Origin of the sequence: Paenibacillus sp. GCM10023252 (genome assembly GCF_042653305.1) — a bacterium.
In the GTDB taxonomy this organism is placed as follows: Bacteria; Bacillota; Bacilli; order Paenibacillales; family Paenibacillaceae; genus Pristimantibacillus.
Map to the genome: position 1 here is coordinate 20,758 of NZ_JBHSHW010000012.1, position 16,743 is coordinate 37,500.

19 protein-coding genes are annotated in these 16,743 nt (G+C 53.5%); all 19 read left to right on the top strand.

Annotated features, from left to right (window positions below; genetic code table 11):
* The first annotated feature begins 65 nt into the window (after window positions 1–65).
* The 19 genes from ACFO9Q_RS10020 to perR all read left to right on the top strand — a co-directional run bounded on the left by ACFO9Q_RS10020 (window position 66) and on the right by perR (window position 16,643).
* Window positions 66–788, top strand: a complete 723-nt coding sequence (locus ACFO9Q_RS10020) for an SAF domain-containing protein (protein ID WP_379181392.1) — start codon at window positions 66–68, stop codon at window positions 786–788.
* Window positions 785–1,636, top strand: coding sequence for a hypothetical protein (locus ACFO9Q_RS10025; protein ID WP_379181394.1), 852 nt, complete (start codon window positions 785–787; stop codon window positions 1,634–1,636). The genes ACFO9Q_RS10020 and ACFO9Q_RS10025 overlap by 4 nt, the downstream gene beginning before the upstream one ends.
* Complete coding sequence (locus tag ACFO9Q_RS10030; RefSeq protein ID WP_379181396.1) at window positions 1,633–3,057, top strand: ATPase, T2SS/T4P/T4SS family; 1,425 nt, start codon at window positions 1,633–1,635, stop codon at window positions 3,055–3,057. The genes ACFO9Q_RS10025 and ACFO9Q_RS10030 overlap by 4 nt, the downstream gene beginning before the upstream one ends.
* A complete protein-coding gene (locus ACFO9Q_RS10035; RefSeq protein ID WP_379181399.1) occupies window positions 3,054–3,989 on the top strand; it encodes a type II secretion system F family protein in 936 nt (311 codons plus the stop codon). The genes ACFO9Q_RS10030 and ACFO9Q_RS10035 overlap by 4 nt, the downstream gene beginning before the upstream one ends.
* Before the next feature lie 21 nt (window positions 3,990–4,010).
* Complete coding sequence (locus ACFO9Q_RS10040) at window positions 4,011–4,904, top strand: hypothetical protein (RefSeq protein ID WP_379181401.1); 894 nt, start codon at window positions 4,011–4,013, stop codon at window positions 4,902–4,904.
* A 38-nt stretch (window positions 4,905–4,942) separates the two neighbouring features.
* Window positions 4,943–5,092, top strand: a complete 150-nt coding sequence (locus tag ACFO9Q_RS10045) for a hypothetical protein (RefSeq protein ID WP_379181403.1) — start codon at window positions 4,943–4,945, stop codon at window positions 5,090–5,092.
* A gap of 15 nt (window positions 5,093–5,107) precedes the next feature.
* Entirely contained in the window at window positions 5,108–5,254 is a 147-nt protein-coding gene (locus ACFO9Q_RS10050; RefSeq protein ID WP_379181405.1) for a hypothetical protein, read from the top strand.
* Window positions 5,251–5,676 (top strand): hypothetical protein, encoded by a 426-nt coding sequence (locus ACFO9Q_RS10055; protein WP_379181407.1) that lies wholly within the window; start codon window positions 5,251–5,253, stop codon window positions 5,674–5,676. The genes ACFO9Q_RS10050 and ACFO9Q_RS10055 overlap by 4 nt, the downstream gene beginning before the upstream one ends.
* A 91-nt stretch (window positions 5,677–5,767) precedes the next feature.
* Complete coding sequence (locus ACFO9Q_RS10060; protein ID WP_379181409.1) at window positions 5,768–6,211, top strand: hypothetical protein; 444 nt, start codon at window positions 5,768–5,770, stop codon at window positions 6,209–6,211.
* A 62-nt stretch (window positions 6,212–6,273) separates the two neighbouring features.
* Complete coding sequence (locus tag ACFO9Q_RS10065; protein WP_379181411.1) at window positions 6,274–7,506, top strand: M24 family metallopeptidase; 1,233 nt, start codon at window positions 6,274–6,276, stop codon at window positions 7,504–7,506.
* A 20-nt stretch (window positions 7,507–7,526) separates the two neighbouring features.
* Entirely contained in the window at window positions 7,527–8,006 is a 480-nt protein-coding gene (locus ACFO9Q_RS10070; protein WP_379181413.1) for a PH domain-containing protein, read from the top strand.
* Window positions 7,999–9,525 carry a PH domain-containing protein gene (locus tag ACFO9Q_RS10075; RefSeq protein ID WP_379181415.1) on the top strand — a complete coding sequence of 509 codons (1,527 nt, stop codon included), beginning with the start codon at window positions 7,999–8,001 and terminating at the stop codon, window positions 9,523–9,525. Before ACFO9Q_RS10070 ends, ACFO9Q_RS10075 begins: the two co-directional genes overlap by 8 nt.
* Window positions 9,526–9,613: 88 nt before the next feature.
* A complete protein-coding gene (locus ACFO9Q_RS10080; protein WP_379181417.1) occupies window positions 9,614–9,994 on the top strand; it encodes an ATPase in 381 nt (126 codons plus the stop codon).
* 202 nt (window positions 9,995–10,196) lie between these two features.
* The gene (gatC, locus tag ACFO9Q_RS10085) at window positions 10,197–10,484 is read left to right on the top strand and encodes an Asp-tRNA(Asn)/Glu-tRNA(Gln) amidotransferase subunit GatC (protein WP_379181419.1); all 288 of its coding nucleotides are present in this window, start codon (window positions 10,197–10,199) and stop codon (window positions 10,482–10,484) included.
* A gap of 25 nt (window positions 10,485–10,509) precedes the next feature.
* On the top strand, window positions 10,510–11,967 hold the full coding sequence (gene gatA / locus ACFO9Q_RS10090; protein WP_379181421.1) for an Asp-tRNA(Asn)/Glu-tRNA(Gln) amidotransferase subunit GatA: 1,458 nt from the start codon (window positions 10,510–10,512) through the stop codon (window positions 11,965–11,967).
* 17 nt (window positions 11,968–11,984) lie between these two features.
* Window positions 11,985–13,427 (top strand): Asp-tRNA(Asn)/Glu-tRNA(Gln) amidotransferase subunit GatB, encoded by a 1,443-nt coding sequence (gene gatB, locus ACFO9Q_RS10095; protein ID WP_379181431.1) that lies wholly within the window; start codon window positions 11,985–11,987, stop codon window positions 13,425–13,427.
* A gap of 193 nt (window positions 13,428–13,620) precedes the next feature.
* Window positions 13,621–14,325, top strand: coding sequence for an MgtC/SapB family protein (locus tag ACFO9Q_RS10100; protein ID WP_379181433.1), 705 nt, complete (start codon window positions 13,621–13,623; stop codon window positions 14,323–14,325).
* The gene (locus ACFO9Q_RS10105) at window positions 14,307–16,100 is read left to right on the top strand and encodes a DUF6677 family protein (RefSeq protein ID WP_379181423.1); all 1,794 of its coding nucleotides are present in this window, start codon (window positions 14,307–14,309) and stop codon (window positions 16,098–16,100) included. Before ACFO9Q_RS10100 ends, ACFO9Q_RS10105 begins: the two co-directional genes overlap by 19 nt.
* Window positions 16,101–16,211: 111 nt before the next feature.
* Entirely contained in the window at window positions 16,212–16,643 is a 432-nt protein-coding gene (gene perR, locus ACFO9Q_RS10110) for a peroxide-responsive transcriptional repressor PerR (RefSeq protein ID WP_379181425.1), read from the top strand.
* The last annotated feature ends 100 nt before the right edge of the window (window positions 16,644–16,743 follow it).

Below are 16,743 nucleotides of genomic sequence, written 5' to 3' on the forward strand. Positions count from 1 at the left end.
TACGGCTCTCGCCTGCGTTCTTTTTTTTTATGTTCTCTCGCATAGCCGCTCTGGAAGGAGAGGCCATGAATCGAAGAAGGCAAGTACTTGTGAGTGTGACCGCGGCTGTTATGTCCGGCCTGCTGGTATACGGCATTCATAAGCTTCAGTTAATGCAGATGGAGAAGCAAGAGATGGTGCAGATTGTGGTGCCTAAGCGATTCATCGCTGCAGGAGAGAGGCTGGAAGCAGGGGATATGGAGCTGGCTTCAATTGCACGAGGCACCTTGTCGCCTGAGATGGTGACTGATCCGGGCAAGCTGCAGGGTCTGGAGACTGTCGTACCGCTAGGCTCGGGTGAGCCTATCTTGAACTGGAAGGTCGAGCAGTACAGGCTGCTGCCGCACAGCGGCGAGTCCACCTTCCAGATTCCGAAGGAATATGTCTTGTCGGTGTCCAATGGCATTCGGGCAGGAGATCGGGTTGTGCTGTATGTATCGGGGGATGGCCTAACGTCCTCCCGTATGTTCCAAGAGGTAGTGACAGTCGCTTCGGTCAAGTCGTCCGGCAATGTTGAGATTGATGATCCCGACAATCCGAATCTCCTCTCGCTTGCGAGCGGTGATAAGGAGAAGATGTACGCATCCCGCCGCGATGCCAATGGGATGATTGACTATGTGAATCTGAATCTGACCGAGAATCAATGGCTGCAGATCGACAGCGCCTGCAAGGGCGGTGAGTCGAAGCTGGTTATCGCATACAGTCCAGAGTCCCTTGAGGTTGCCGGCAGCAAGGAGGAAGGGAAGTGAAGAGTAGCACTGCACCGCTCATTGCCTTCGTTGGCACAACGCCGAATATTGGTACGACAACCGCGGCATATGCTGCCGCCTATCGGATTGCTGAGGCAACCGGGAGATCTGTTGGGTATCTGTGCTTGCACCTCAAGAGTGCGAAGCTTCACCGCTTCCTCGGCATTGATCAGCCCCAGTCATCGCTAGACAAGCTAAGACCAGAGCTGAGGTCGGAGTCGCTCACGGCAGATAAGCTGATGAGAGCCTCGTATCGGCCTGCACACCTTCCTGGGCTGCATGTCCTGTTCGGCAACATGGCAAGGGATCAAGCGGAGTTCTTCACGCCAGAGGAAGCGAATCACTTGCTGGATATTGCAGAGCAAGCCTTCTCGATCGTTATTCTCGATGCCGGCGCCTATTGGGACAATGCGGCGACGGTATGCTCCTTGCGCCGAGCCAGCACCAGAGTGGTCGTAACGACCCCTGCGCTGTCCCACTTCGGCGAGGATGGCCAGCGCTGGATCGGACAGGTATCGCCGCTGTTCGGAGTAGCTTCTGATCAATATGAAGCATTAATCATACATTCCCCATGGAGAACTGGAGGCTTCACGATGAAGGATATATGCAAGGAGATGGGCACCTCCCTGCTGGGTGAACAGAGATTGTCGCCGGCTCTCTTCTCCCAGCTAGACAACGGCAGGTACGAGGAGTGGCTGAAGTCGGATGAGGAAGGCAAGCAGATGATGCGTCAGCCGGCACAGCTGTTCATGAAGCGGTATGGACTTGGACTGCAGCAGGGACCTAGATCCGTCATCCAGCCTTGGTACAGGAAGCTGATTGCACATAGGGGCGGTGTCGGATCTTGAACAACAAGAGCCAGCAGCAACGCTTCTCCCCGGCTGCGTACTCCGCCGAGCTTCAGCTGACCGCGGAGCGAAGCGATGGGGAACAAGAGCAGAGCTTCACGGAGCTTGGCAGTGTTCCGGCAGAATTCGAACGAATTGCCGATGACATTCGGACTTATCTCGCAGCGCCCAGGGGCATGACGGATGAAGAGCGGCGTCAATATAATGAGACGCTGAACCGAGCTGTTCTTGGCTATGCGCAGGAGCGTGACCAGATTCTTGCGGTCATCACGGACCGTCTCATTCGGCTGAGGCTGCATCAGCTGTCCGGGTATGACCATCCTTATCAGACGCTGGCTGAGGCGCTCTTCGCCGAAGTGATCGGCATGAACGTATTGGAGCTCGTCTTGCAGAACAAGGAGGGGCTGGAGGAGATTCAGGTGGTAGGCACTCGAATATTCGAAGTTCGGGACGGCGTTGCGGCCCCTTCCGCTTATGCCTTCGATTCAGATCGAGAGGTAGAGCGCATCCAGCAGAATCTCGTGCTGTACAACAACGATCGCATTAATCCGCGCAAGCGATGGGCGGAGGTTATGCTGCGGGACGGCTCCCGTGTGACAATGACAGGCTTCGGGTTCACCGCGCAGCCGACCTTGACGATCCGGTTCTATACGGTCAGGAGCTTCTCACTTAGCAGCTTGTGCCTTCCGGAGCTCGGCACGATGACGGACACCATTGCATCCATACTCCGGGCGGTGCTGCAGGCCCGGTTCAATCTGGTCATTATCGGGGCGACGAACTCGGGCAAGACCCATCTCATGAAGGCGCTCATTGCCGAGCTGCCTGCTGAAGAGCGAATCGTCACGATTGAAGGCCGCCTGGAGATGCGGCTTGGGAGGGATTTTCCAGAGAAGAATACGGTGGAGTACGAGACGCATGAGGATGATCTCCTGCATCGGTCCGATCAGGCCTTCAAGCTCGCTCTGAGACAGTCGCCCCAGCGCATTGTTCATGCCGAGATTAGGGACGTAGATGCCAACATCTATGTCAGAGCTTGTACAAGGGGGCATTCCGGGAGCATGACAACGGTGCATGCCAGCACGCTGGAGGACGTTCCGGAGGCGGTCACGGATATGTGCATGCTGGACGGGAGGGGGATGAATCCCGAGAGGCTGACGAAGCGGATTGCCGAGTATGTGACCCAGGTCGGCATTGAGATGAAGCTGATTAATGGACGCCGGCGAATTGCCCGTATCGGTGAGCTGGGCTGGGAGGATGGCGAAGTGATCGTGAGGGACTGGGTGAGGTATGAGGAGACGCAGTCGAACTGGAGTTACCCTGGCATCATATCCTCTTCCGCGCTGGCGAAGCTGCAGTACAGCAGACCGGATGCGCGGGTCATGAAGTGGCTGGAGGATAGGAAGGGAGCTGGCCAGCGATGATCGCTCTTGCACAGACGTCGGCCTTGCTCTTGCTCTTCCTTCTGCTCTTCCTTGCTGCCTCAAGCCTGCTGCAGCTATGGTCTGATCGTGAGCATCTGAAGGGGAGGCTCGCCTATCCTGGCCGCAACCGTCTCAGTCAGCGTCTGACTCAGCAGTTCATGCGAATGGACAGGCTGTACCGTCACTTAGCGGACTTGTTGGAGACGCTCCGCTTCAGCTTGCAGCCAGGCCAATTCATGCTGCTAACCATCTTGCTGCTGCTGAGCGGACTAACATTCGGAGGCTTGCTGTTCCAGAGCGTGAAGGGGACGCTGCTTCTAGGGGGAGTGCTTGGCTTGCTCCCTTACACTGTGCTGCGGGCAATTCTCATCCAGCGACAGATGCAGACGCAAGTGGATTTCCTTCCGGCGGTGGAGCTGTTCTACCAATGCTGTCTAGTCACCGGTGGAAGGCAGGTGCGCGCTGCCTTGCAGCGGACGGTGGAGGAGCGGCGTATGCTTGGACCGATGCAAGCGGTGTTCGAGCAGCTGTATCGCAATCTGTCCGTTCGAGGCGATGATGAAGCGAGCTTGCGAATATTCGCAGCATCAATGGGCCACGTCTGGGCGGATTACTTCGTCAACATTATTCGTGTTGCGCTGGCTGAAGGGATACCCGCGGCAGACAGCTTGAAGGAGCTGCTGACCGATATGCGCAAGGCGAGGCGCGCGAACGAGCAGGAGCGCAATCGTCTGCTGGAGATTCGGCTGGCGAACTTCTCACCGATTGTATTCCTGGCGCTGTTCATCGGCATTAACATTCGGTACAACCGGGACAATGCCTACTATTATTATGTGCTCGATCCCGGAGGCAGAGATATGCTGCTTAACGCGGTCGTGTTGTTATTCGCTTCATTCCTAATGGGACTATGGCTCTCACGTCGCAAAATGTAAAAAAGAAAGGAGTAACCCTCCATGTACGAATGGCTTCCCGCTGTCCTTCAAGCGGTGACAACTGCCGCTCAGTTCCTCTTCGCCTTCGCGGCTCTGTTCTTCCTGCTGAGGCTGCTTCCCCAGCGCAGACCGAGATTCCTGCACTTGGCCCATATCCGCTGGCACTCACACCATGTCCCAGAGCGCTGGCTCGGGGCCGTTCGCCTCAGCCGGGAGCAGCCCTCCTTCCAAGAGCGAGAGTCGCTGCTCGCCGGCTGCGGCTTCACAGCGGATGCAGCCTATTATGTGCTCGGGCGGAGAGTGCTTCTGCTCTTCCTGCCTGCAGCAGCCCTTGTCGACGCAGCCTTGCGCAAGTGGCTGGCCTTCCAAGTCGTTCCAAGCGCTTATGTGCTAAGTGTGCTGATGGCAGTCTTCATCTTCGCGCAATATGATCTTCCGTGGCTTCGTTCCTTCCGGAAGCTGCGTGCTTACCGCATGACGAAGGAGATCTACATCGTTAGCAACCAGCTATTGTACCTTGCCGGGTCGTCCCTTCATATCCATACGAAGCTGATGCGCTGCGTGCCATACACCCGCACGATTAGAGGAGACTTGGAGCGGCTGTTAGCGGAGTGGTACCAAGATGCAGAGGGGGCGCTGCGCTCCTTCAAGCACCGAATCGGAACCGACGAAGGACTAAGCTTCACGGAGACGATCGATTCGCTCAGGCTGCACGAGAGCGAAGAGTATTATGTGCTGCTGCGCGAGCGGATCCAGGATTACAAGGAGAAGCTGGAGCTCGCCAGGGAGAGCCGTAAGGAGTCGACCTCTTACTTTCTGTTTGTTATAGCAGGGATTCCGATCCTGTATACGTTCCAGATTTTCATCTACCCATGGGTTCGTGAAGGTCAGAAGCTGTTCGATTCGCTTAGTTAATCATTCATTCATTATTCGACAAGGAGCTGTTCACGAAGATGAGAAATATTCTAATGACCGTCATGATGCTGGTAGTTGTCATCCTATTGTTCAACGCTGTTATTAATCAAGATACAACCGGAACGAAGGACCGAATCGAGAGCCAAGGCAACGCGGCCAATACGCGAATTGGCGCCTTGCTTCCGTAGCGGGGCGGCTAACGTATGCGGGGGCTGTTAATCTCGCTGCTGCTGCTCATCACCGTTATTATCATCTATACGAGCACGGCCGAAGGGGATGCTGGAACGAAGAAGCAGCTTGAGAGAGCGGGGAATTCTATGAGCGACTATATTCGGGGGATGAGTCCATGAAGAGCATATTGGTGTTCGTCCTGTTCGCGGCTATGCTCTGCTGGATGATGTTCTCCCCGATCTATAAGCATGTGGTGATCGTGAGGCAAGCCGTGCTGCAGCAGGAAGTAGACTATCTGCTCGAGGTGGGGGCAAGCGGCAATCGAGGCTACATCGACGCAAGCATGATGCAGCAGTCTCGACTTCGTCTCGCTAGATTCGGACTGAAGCCGGATGCCGTTGAGTTCGAAGTCATCGCGTCGAATGGTGCCATTGCGGTGTCCCCTGCTGCGCCGCTTCCACGCGGAATCGGTCTCTCCCTAACGATGAGCTATCCCTATGAAGACCTATTCGAGATTGACCGGCTGATCGGATTAACGCCTCCATCACAGACGCAGAGGCTGCGTGCATTCGGGATGAAGATGAGCGAGTATGTCCCCTGATTGGATAGTTGAGGGAAGGCTGCACCTCCCAAGAGAGGAGGGATGATTCATCTATAAAATATTACTTATCGTACTAATGATGTCGGTCTGGATGACTTCACATGTCCAGCAGGTTGATTCAGAGATGGCCATGCAGCTGCTCTTCCAGGGCAAGCATGCTGTTAATCGCGCTGCTCATGCAGCGGCACAGCAGCTCGACGAGTCTGCCTTGACGAGGGGGCAGATTACGATTCATCCTCAGCAGGCTAGAGAAGTGGCCGCCAAGTATCTGCAGTCGAATCTGGCGCTGGACAGTACGGGGCAGCCGCTGCCCGGATCCTTCGTTAGAGATCGGGTTGAGGTGCTTGTATTCGAGGTCATAAGTGAGGGGGTCATCTTCCCCTATACGTATAAGAATGATCAGTATGACTACGAGGTAACCTTGGACAAGCCGGGGGTTATTCTCATTATTAAGCTGGCCTATCCGAGGCAGTGGACTGCACTTGCAAGGATGGAATGGGAGATCAAGGGGGCGGCAGAGCTAATCCTGCGTTGACGCGTTAACCAAAAGTTGATCTAATGAGAGGAGAGAATGGATAGACATAGGAGCTGAGTAGGTTGACTATAGATGAACAGTACACGCCTGCAGCAGATATTCCGGCTGAAGAGATTCATCGTCGCATTATCCGGCTGCAACATCGCATGAATCAGGCTGGAGTAGAAGGTATGCTCCTATCGCAAAATATCGATCTGCTATACTTCACTGGCACGATGCAGTCGGGATACGCATTCATCCCCGCGACGGGATCTCCTAAGCTGTATATACGAAGGAGTGTGGACCGCGCAAGGCAGGAATCCATCGTGGATGTGCAGGAACTGACATCGTTCCGTCAGTTGCTGGCTTCTCTTCAGGAGGATTACCCTAACCTGTGCTCATCTGGCAGAGAGGGAGTCATCGGGGCAGATCTGGATGTGATGCCGGCTGGACTGTACCTGAAGCTCCAGGAGATGGTTGGACCGGTTGCCTTAACCGATGGTTCTGCACTCATCCGTGAGGTGAGAATGGTGAAGTCGGCATGGGAGATTGAGCGGATTGAGCGGGCAGCAGCTGTGACAGCTGCCTCTCTGGAGGAATCTCTGAATTATCTGAAGCCTGGCATTACGGAGCTTGACTGGATGGCAAGACTGGAATACGAGATGCGCCTGCGCGGTCATATCGGTGTCATGAGGATGCGGGGATACAATCAAGAGATCGTCACGGGTGTAGTCAGCTCTGGAGCTGCAGCAGCTGTGCCTACTTACTTCGATGGTCCGGCAGGAGGGCTCGGTATGGGTGCTGCTGCCCCTCAAGGGGTAAGCCGCAAGATCATTGGTATCAATGAGCCTATTCTAATTGATATTGGCTGCTGCGTGGATGGGTATGTCATTGACCAGACGAGGACAGCGGTCATCGGTGAATTGCCGGATGATCTCATGCAAGCGTTCAGCACGTCGGTCATGGTAATCCGCAAGCTTGAACCATTAATGGTTGCTGGAACAGCTGCCTCCGAGCTGTATACCGAATCACTCCGTATCTCTGCGGAAGCGGGGTTGGAGGCTAACTTCATGGGCTCAGGCAAGGATCAAGCGAGATTCATTGGTCACGGCATCGGACTCGAGATAGACGAGTGGCCTGTCCTTGCCAGAGGGTTCAGCCATCCCCTTACCCCTGGCATGGTGCTGGCTGTTGAGCCTAAGTATGTGTATCCAGGCAGAGGGGTAGTAGGCCTGGAGAATACCTATGTTGTAACGAATGGAACCCCGCGTGTGTTAACCCGTACGAGAGAAGAGCTTATTACTGTATCCTATTAGATGACGGGGGAGGCCGCACAATGAATCGATCGTTAACGAAGAGGCTTCACAGGGATTATCTGACGGTTAGCCGCATAAGTTCAATAATAACCCATGCTGTACTGTATGCTGCTGCCATAGGGTATCTAGTAGTAGCTGCATGGCAGAACTGGACGCTGCTTCCAGTCTGGATTATGTTCGCACTAATTACGGCTTCACTTGTTGGATTTGCCTGGCTCCTACCAGCCGTTCGTTATCGGAGATTCGTCTATGAACTGTTCGATGATGAGCTTGAGATTCAGTATGGCATTTTTTATGTTACCCACATGCTTGTTCCTATGGTTAGAGTTCAGCATGTTGAGCTGGAGAGCGGGCCTCTGATGCGTAAGTATGATCTCGCGAGCGTGTCGATCGTAACCGCAGCAACTACTCACCGCATTAGAGGGCTTAAGCAGAGCGACGCTCATCAACTGAAGCGCAGAATAGGCATTCTTGCAAGGGTGGAGCTCCCCGATGAATAAGCCTAATAAGCATAAGCTGCATCCTATCTACATCACCTTCCTATTATTCCAAGTGATACAGGGGCTGCTGCCCTTCCTGCTGCTAGCGCAGCTTCGAGGAATAGACTGGACTGACTTGCCAGCGTACGCCTATGGAGCCATCGTGGGCGTTCCGATTGTCCTGCTCCTATTCGGTTATATGGGCTGGAGATCCTACTCCTTCAATCTGGATTCGGATCGTATGATTATTAAGCGGGGAATGCTGTTCCGTGATGAGAAGACGATCTACTACAGCCGCATTCATTCGGTTAATGTGGAGCAGCCTCTCCTGCAGCGATTGCTTAAGATTGCTCAGGTGAAGATCGAGACGCCAGGCGGCAAGACTCAGGCGGATGGAATCCTTCCAGCGCTGTCGCTGAAGGAAGCTTATGCACTTCGAGATCTCCTTCGCAGTTATGAGGACGTTAAGGAAGAGAGCAAGATACAGAGCTTGGAAGCTGCAGTTCCCTCTGCCCCAATTACACTCAATGCACACTCTGCTCTCTCTGCAAGCAGTACCGATCCCATTCTCGCTCCGGATGAGATGCCTCAGGCTATCCGCATAGGGGGCGGACAACTCATGCTGGCCGCTGCTACGACGACGAACTTCGGTCTTGTCGCTGCTTTTGTCGCTGGATTGTACTCCTTCGCTGACGATATCATTAATCAATTCGCGCCGGATCACTTCTTGGAATCTATGTTCGAGGATACGGTGACTTCCATCCCAGGCTATGTGACAATTCTAGCTGCTGCAGGTGCTGCCTTGCTAGGTGCTTGGCTGCTGTCCATCCTGCTCTATGTTCTGAAGTACAGCGGCTTCACCGTGAGCAAGACTGGGGACCAGATCTCCCTCTCTTATGGCTTGCTGGAGAAGCGAACGCATCTGTTCCATCCCGGCAAGGTGCAAGCCGTCATCGTGAAGGAAGGATTGCTTCGCCAGTTGCTGGGCTGCGCCCAGATTGAGCTCCAAGTGCTCTCCTCTGACAAGCAGCAAGCGTTGATGCTTCATCCCTTCATTAGACGCGGACAGCTGCGTGAGATTCTGGGATTATTCCTTCCGCAGTTTGAAGTTAACAGCATTACACAGCCTGCGCCTAGGAGAGCGCTGTTGTACTACTCAAGGTGGTATCTGGTTCTTGTCACCTTGCTCTCCACCATCAGCATAGCATGGCTCGACTGGAGTGGTGCATGGTCGCTGCTGCTCATTCCTCTTGTGTACATATGGAGATGGGCTTCATGGCGCAGCGCGGGCATTCACTTATCCCCCAAGCAGCTCACGATGCGTAAGCGTTATTTAGCCCGCAGCACTTATATGGTCCGCAGGTCACAGATTGTAGCTATGAGAGTGAAGGGAACGCCTGGCCAGAGGAAGAACCATATTCTATCTCTTCGGGTCTATATCATGGGGAGCTCTCTCGGATACGGCGTGAGCTGTCTGGAAGCTTCCGCAGTCGGGACAGTATGGGATTGGTACAAGAGGAAGCCTAGGGCGAACAAGTAGTCGCTTGAGGTTGATTGGACATCCCTACTATTTTTTAGTAGGATAATAGAGATAGATTAGCAAGGGCTGACAGACAGGAGTTGGGACGATGCCGAAGCTCGGTGACAAGGTCGTCATAGTAGCCGACCACTTGGAACAGAATCTTCCTATTGGGGAGTATGGGTATATAATTGCTTATGACCGTAATGCGGACAATGTGTTCGATTATGTGGTAAGAATTCCGAAGGCGAACCGCAACTTCCTCGTTCCTGAGGAGGATGTTGAGCTGGAGGAGATCCTTCTTCAGATGGAGGCAGAACGAGTCGAGCGCGAAGCGCTGATTGATTATGCGCTAGCGACACATAACGAAGAGCTGTTCTTCCGGATTATGAAGGGCGAGGATGAGGTGCCGGATACAGACAGCACTAGCAAGGAACCGACCAGTCGCGAGGATTTCATCCGCCAGGTGAACCTTAAGGCTTGGATATAAGCAAGCAGGCCGTCCCGGCGAATTCATGATGACGCTGGGTCGGTTTTTTTTTGTGGAGGGAACAAGGCAAGACTGCAAGAGCTTCTCCTTAAGGCACATCTCGCTGAGCCCATACAGGGGAACGATTCACTTGGTCTTGACGTCATTGTGCGTTATAATAGAAGGAATGAGTTCAAGCAAGGTAAGGGAGGTCAATACATCCATGAGTATTACGGTTAGAGATGTTGAGCACGTTGCTAATCTAGCGCGGCTCCAGCTGTCTGAGGCTGAGCAAGAGCAGTTCACCGGACAGCTGAACGCGATTCTGAGATATGCGGAGAAGCTGGACGAGCTGAACACAGACGATGTGCAGCCGACAAGTCATGTGCTGCCAGTTAAGAATGTGACTCGCCAAGACGAGACGCGTCCTTCGCTTCCGATTGAGAAGGTTATGCTTAACGCACCCGATGAGGAAGATGGTCAGATTAAGGTTCCAGCTGTACTAGAGTAAGCTATATTGAAGGGAGGAACTACTGTTGGCACTGTTCGAATCACGCCTGCAGGATGTACATAATCAGCTTCGCAGCCGTGAGCTGTCCGTTACCGAGCTGGTAGACGCTTCTTACAAGCGTATTGCGGAGACGGATGAAGCGATTAAGGCATTTATTACATTGAATGAAGAGGGCGCGCGAAGGGATGCCGCTGCTCTGGACAAGCAGCTCGAGAGCGGTGAGGAGCGGGGTCTGCTGTTCGGCCTACCTGCGGGCATTAAGGATAATATTGTAACGGAGGGCTTGCTTACTACTTGCGCAAGTCAGTTCCTTAGTAACTATAATCCGATCTACGACGGTACGGTTGTGTCGAAGCTGAAGGCTGCCCAGTCCATCACGATCGGTAAGCTGAATATGGATGAATTCGCCATGGGCGGTTCCAATGAGAACTCCAGCTACTTCCCGACTCGCAATCCGTGGAATACGGATTATGTGCCTGGCGGATCAAGCGGCGGTTCAGCTGCATCAGTCGCAGCAGGTCAAGTCTACTTCGCCCTAGGCTCCGATACAGGCGGCTCGATCCGCCAGCCAGCAGCCTACTGCGGCATCGTCGGTCTTAAGCCTACTTATGGTCTCGTGTCGAGGTTCGGCCTCGTTGCCTTCGCTTCGTCGCTCGATCAGATTGGACCACTCACGAAGAATGTGGAGGACTCTGCTTATGTTCTCCAAGCGATTGCTGGTTACGATGCGAAGGATTCTACTTCCGCGAACGTTGAGATTCCTGATTACACGACCGCATTAACGGGTGATGTGAAGGGACTTCGAATCGGTGTGCCGAAGGAATATCTTGGAGCAGGAATCGATCCGAAGGTGAAGGAAGCGGTCATGAACGCTCTGAAGGTATATGAGGGTCTCGGAGCGACATGGGAAGAAGTATCGCTGCCGCATACGGAGTATGCTATTGCGACTTACTATCTGCTCGCTTCGTCGGAAGCTTCCTCTAACTTAGCCCGGTTCGACGGGGTACGCTACGGCGTGCGCGCGGACAATCCGGACAATCTGATTGACCTGTACCGCAAGTCGCGTAGCCAAGGCTTCGGGCCGGAAGTGAAGAGACGGATTATGTTAGGCACTTATGCGCTTAGCTCCGGCTATTACGATGCTTACTACTTGAAGGCTCAGAAGGTTCGTACGCTAATTAAGCAGGACTTCGAAGAGGTGTTCCAGCAGTACGACGTTATCATCGGACCGACGGCGCCAACGACCGCGTTCCGTATTGGGGAGCAAGTCGGAGATCCGCTGACGATGTATCTGAACGATATCTGTACCATTCCTGTCAGCCTGGCTGGCGTACCGGCCATCAGCGTACCTTGCGGAACGGCTGACGGATTGCCAATCGGCTTACAGATTATCGGCAAGGCCTTCGACGAGCAGACGGTGCTCCGCGCCGCTCATGCATTCGAACAGCATACGGATCACCATAAGCTGCGTCCGCAGCTGTAGGAGGGTATTGAATAATGATGTCTGAACCAACCCGTTATGAGACGGTAGTCGGCCTCGAAGTCCATGTGGAGCTGCACACGAACAGCAAGATCTTCTGCGGCTGCTCCACCGCCTTCGGAGCCCCGCCGAATACACATACTTGTCCGGTATGTCTGGGACATCCGGGCGTATTGCCTGTCCTGAACCGCCAAGCGGTAGAATATGCGATGAAGGCAGCTATGGCGCTTAATTGTCAGATTGCTGACGTAAGCAAGTTCGACCGGAAGAACTATTTCTACCCGGATTCCCCTAAGGCGTATCAGATCTCCCAGTTCGATCAGCCGATCGGTGAGCATGGCTGGATTGATATTGAAGTGAACGGAGAGACGAAGCGAATTGGCATTACTCGCCTACATCTCGAGGAGGATGCCGGCAAGCTGACGCATGTCGATGGAGGCTTCGCTTCCTTGGTCGACTTCAACCGTGTCGGAACGCCGCTCGTCGAGATCGTCTCCGAACCGGATATTCGGACGCCAGAGGAAGCGAAGGCTTACCTGGAGAAGCTGAAGGCGATTATGCTCTATTGCGAAGTGTCTGACGTGAAGATGGAAGAGGGAAGCCTTCGCTGTGACGCGAACATCTCTCTTCGTCCGTATGGCCAGGAGAAGCTCGGAACGAGAGCGGAGCTGAAGAATATGAACTCCTTCCGCGGCGTTCAGCGCGGTCTGGAGCATGAGCAGCTGCGGCAGGCTGCTATACTAGACAGCGGGGAGAAGGTTGTGCAGGAGACCCGCCGCTGGGATGAGGCCAAGGGCCAGACGTTCTCTATGCGCGGCAAGGAAGAATCGCATGACTACCGTTACTTCCCGGATCCGGATCTGGTGCAGCTGCACATTGACAGCGAGTGGAAGGCACGCGTGAAGGCTTCCATCCCGGAGCTTCCGGATGCCCGCAAGGCGCGTTATACGAGCACATACAGCTTGCCATCCTATGATGCGGAAGTGATTACCTCGTCCAAGAAGCTTGCAGACTTCTTCGAGGAGAGCTTGCAGTATACGCAGGATGCGAAGGCTGTATCGAACTGGATTATGGGCGATCTGCTTGGCTACTTGAATGCGAATAATCAGGAGCTGTCGGATGTCCGGATTACAGGCCAAGGTCTTGGCGAGATGATTGGTCTCGTTGATAAGGGAACCATCTCCAGCAAGATTGCGAAGACTGTCTTCAAGGCGATGCTGGAGACGGGCAAGCTCCCTCAGCAGATCGTCGAGGAGCAAGGCTTAGTGCAGATTAGCGACGAAGGGGCAATTGCCGCCATCGTTGACCGAATTGTAGAGGCGAATCCTCAGTCGGTAGAGGACTTCCGAGCAGGCAAGGAGAAGGCCATTGGCTTCCTTGTTGGCCAGATTATGAAGGAGACGAAGGGGAAGGCGAACCCAGCGCTTGTGAACAAGCTGCTGCAGGAGAGGCTGGCTCAATAGTCGGTTGTTAACTAGGCGCAATCTGACCCTCGAGGGTCGGGCTGCGCCTTTCTTTTTCTGTGGGGAACAGCCGCTGGATTCATCATTAAGCTCTCCTGGTTATTGATTAGGAACAGCTTATTGTGGCGGGTATGTGCATACATTATGTTACAATGGCTTCTATAGAGAGAGAGGTTGAGGATAACGTATGGCAATGGATACGGCTGCTAATCCCTGGTTGATTAATGAATGGACGATTATGCTAAGGCTGCTGCTTGCTATTATTCTTGGCGGACTAATTGGATTCGAACGCGAGCAATCGAATCATGCGGCAGGACTACGAACGAATATCCTCGTCTGTCTGGGCTCATGCTTGCTTATGCAGCTGTCGATATACGGCTTCTCCGACTTCGTCGATGAGCCCAACGTCCGGGTAGATCCCGCTCGTCTCGCTGCTGCGGTCATTACCGGAATCGGCTTCCTAGGGGCTGGTACCATTCTATTCACTGGCAAGTCTATTACAGGCCTTACGACAGCGGCTTCCCTGTGGGTTGTATCAGCGATTGGACTTGCAGTCGGTTCAGGCTTCTACTTCGCATCGGTTTCCTCGACGCTGCTTGTCCTTCTTATCCTATGGGCCTTCAACAAGCTGGAGAAGCGGTATATTAACGGGAAGAAGGAGCAGCTGCTCAAGGTGCAGGCCGACGAGCACTCGGCTATTCTGAACCGAATTAATCAGCTTCTAACCGCACAGCAAGTCAATATTCGCAAGATGATTCTGCAAGAATACGAAGAGAACAGCGGGAGCGAACAGATCATGCTTCACTTCTATCTCACCCTGCCTAAGGATAAGTCTCTTATTCCTATTCTAGATCAGATTAAGCAGATGGAGGGTGTGCATTGCGTCAGTACGGAATGAAGTATAATCTTCAGAATCGGATACTAACTGTCCTGCTCGCCATCATCATTCCCGGAGCGGGACATCTCTACCAAGCTAGATATCTTAGAGGGCTGCTGCTCCTCACTCTGTGGTTGATGGATATTACCGCAATGATCAGGCTTGCAGATGCGAACGGAGGACGTCATCTTCTGCTTATCGTCTACTTAGGGCTTGCTCTGCCCGTTATCTACTTCATCAGTGTATACGATGCGCTGCAAGGAGCGGGCGATGCAGAGCGGAGACGGATGTCAGCTCCGCGAACGAATCTAGTTCAAGGTCTCCTCTTAATGGCTGCGGGCGGTGTGCTCCTCCTGCTCATCAAGCCTCCTGATTCGCTTGAACCTTGGATGAGCGAGCTTGCTGACTATACATTAGGTCCCGGATTAATAGCAGTAGCAGCAGCAGCAATCCTCCTCACTGTCCGAAGTCGAAGCAGATGGAGCAGCTATAGGCTGGGTAGGCTGACTGGCGCGATTATTATAGGAGCTGTAGGCTGGATCCTGCTATGGGATCAGTTGAGCGGTGACAATCATATTGCGCTCCTCGTGGAGTGGTGGCCTATCCTAATTATTCTGATAGGAGCAGAGGTTATCACTAAGCAATGGTGGATGGCAGGAGAGAGGGCTGCCAGCCGGCTTCGGTTCGACCTGGCTGGCCTGTCCATCGCGGCCATTATCGCCGTCACAGCGTATACGGTAACTCAGTATGCGGAGCTGCCATTCCGCTGGCTGGATCAGTGGAATGCTGACCTGGCGGGCCTGTCCGACTATGGAGAAGAGAAGGGCTATCGGTATGAGAAGCAGCCGGTCACCTTAACAGCTGACGAACTTGGCTCACATATTGCCATAGAGAGTACGAACGGGCAAGTGACCGTGCGGCAAGGGACGACAGCTGACTTGCAGGTCAGCAGCGTAATCTGGGTAGATGTGGACAATCAAGCTGAAGCAGACAGCATCGGGGAGAAGTCATTCATTCACATCGATCGCAAGGACAGCCGCCTCATCATTAAGGGCAATGGCGAGCCGTACGGTCCGAACGGCAGCCGCAAGCCTAGAATGAATATAACGATTACGTTGCCAGCTGCATCGGCTAATCCTCTCACTGATGAGGAGCTGTTCGAGGGGAGCTCGATTCCTCCGGGCAGAAGCCTATCCATACAGACAGGCAATGGGATCATTGATGTTGCCGGTGCTCAGTTGCAGGGAGGTCTGACCTTGGAGCAGGCTACAGGGGATATTAGAATTAACGATGTAACAGGCGAGGTCAAGGCAGAGACGAAGAGTGGTCAGATTACACTTAGTCGTGTCTCCGGGGCTGCGGTGCTGGCAACGACTAACGGCAGCATTACCGCTTCAAGCATTACGGGCAGCTTATCTGGCTCTGCGGCTAATGGGAATATTGAGCTGGAGCAGGTGTCTGGTGCATTAGAGGCAGAGACGGATAATGGGAAGATCAGGATTACGGATGCAGCCGGGTCAATTAAGGCGGACACCCTTAACGGTGGAATTGAGATCAGCAGCAGAGCGATTGGCGGTGACTGGGACATCGACAGCTCGGTAGGTGAGATCATGCTGAGCTTGCCTGAGAGTGGGGATTATTCAATCTACGGCTCTGTCACCTTCGGCACGATTAAGTCGGACTTCCCTTATACGATTAGCAAAAAAACGATTCGAGGGAAGTCAGGAGCAGGGACGAATCGCATTCATATTAACGCTACGAACAGCATCATCTTGCAGCGTCTGAAGGAACTCTGAACGCTCGCTGAGCAGACTCTGAGCCGTCTCTGAACGAGCGCTTTCATTGACAAATTCTTAAGAATACACGTACAATAAGACTACACATCAAGCAGAAAAGGCGTGAGGGCAATGGGAGCCAGCGTAACGAAGGCACTGGAACAACTTAAGATGAATGGCGTCCGCATGACCCCTCAGCGACACGCCATACTGACCTATTTGATGGAATCCATGACTCATCCGACAGCCGACGAGATCTACAGAGCTCTGTCACCTAACTTTCCAAGCATGAGCGTCGCTACGATCTACAACAACCTCAGACTGTTTGTGGAAGCAGGGCTCGTTCGCGAATTGACCTACGGCGATGATTCATCCCGATTCGATGCGGATCTATCCGATCATTATCATGCGATCTGCAAGTCCTGCGGATCAATCGTAGACTTCGAATTCCCGCCACTCCTGGAAGTGGAGAGAGCAGCCTCGCACGAGACGGGGTTTGTTGTGGAAGGTCATCGGATGGAGATTTACGGCACATGCGCAGCGTGCTGCAGCCAGCAGCAATAATAGTTACCTAAGAGACAGGATCAGATAGAGCGTGTTGAGAGGCGATTTTTCGCTGAAGCGGCACGCTTTTTTATTTTTATACTATTGGAGTGTGACCTCT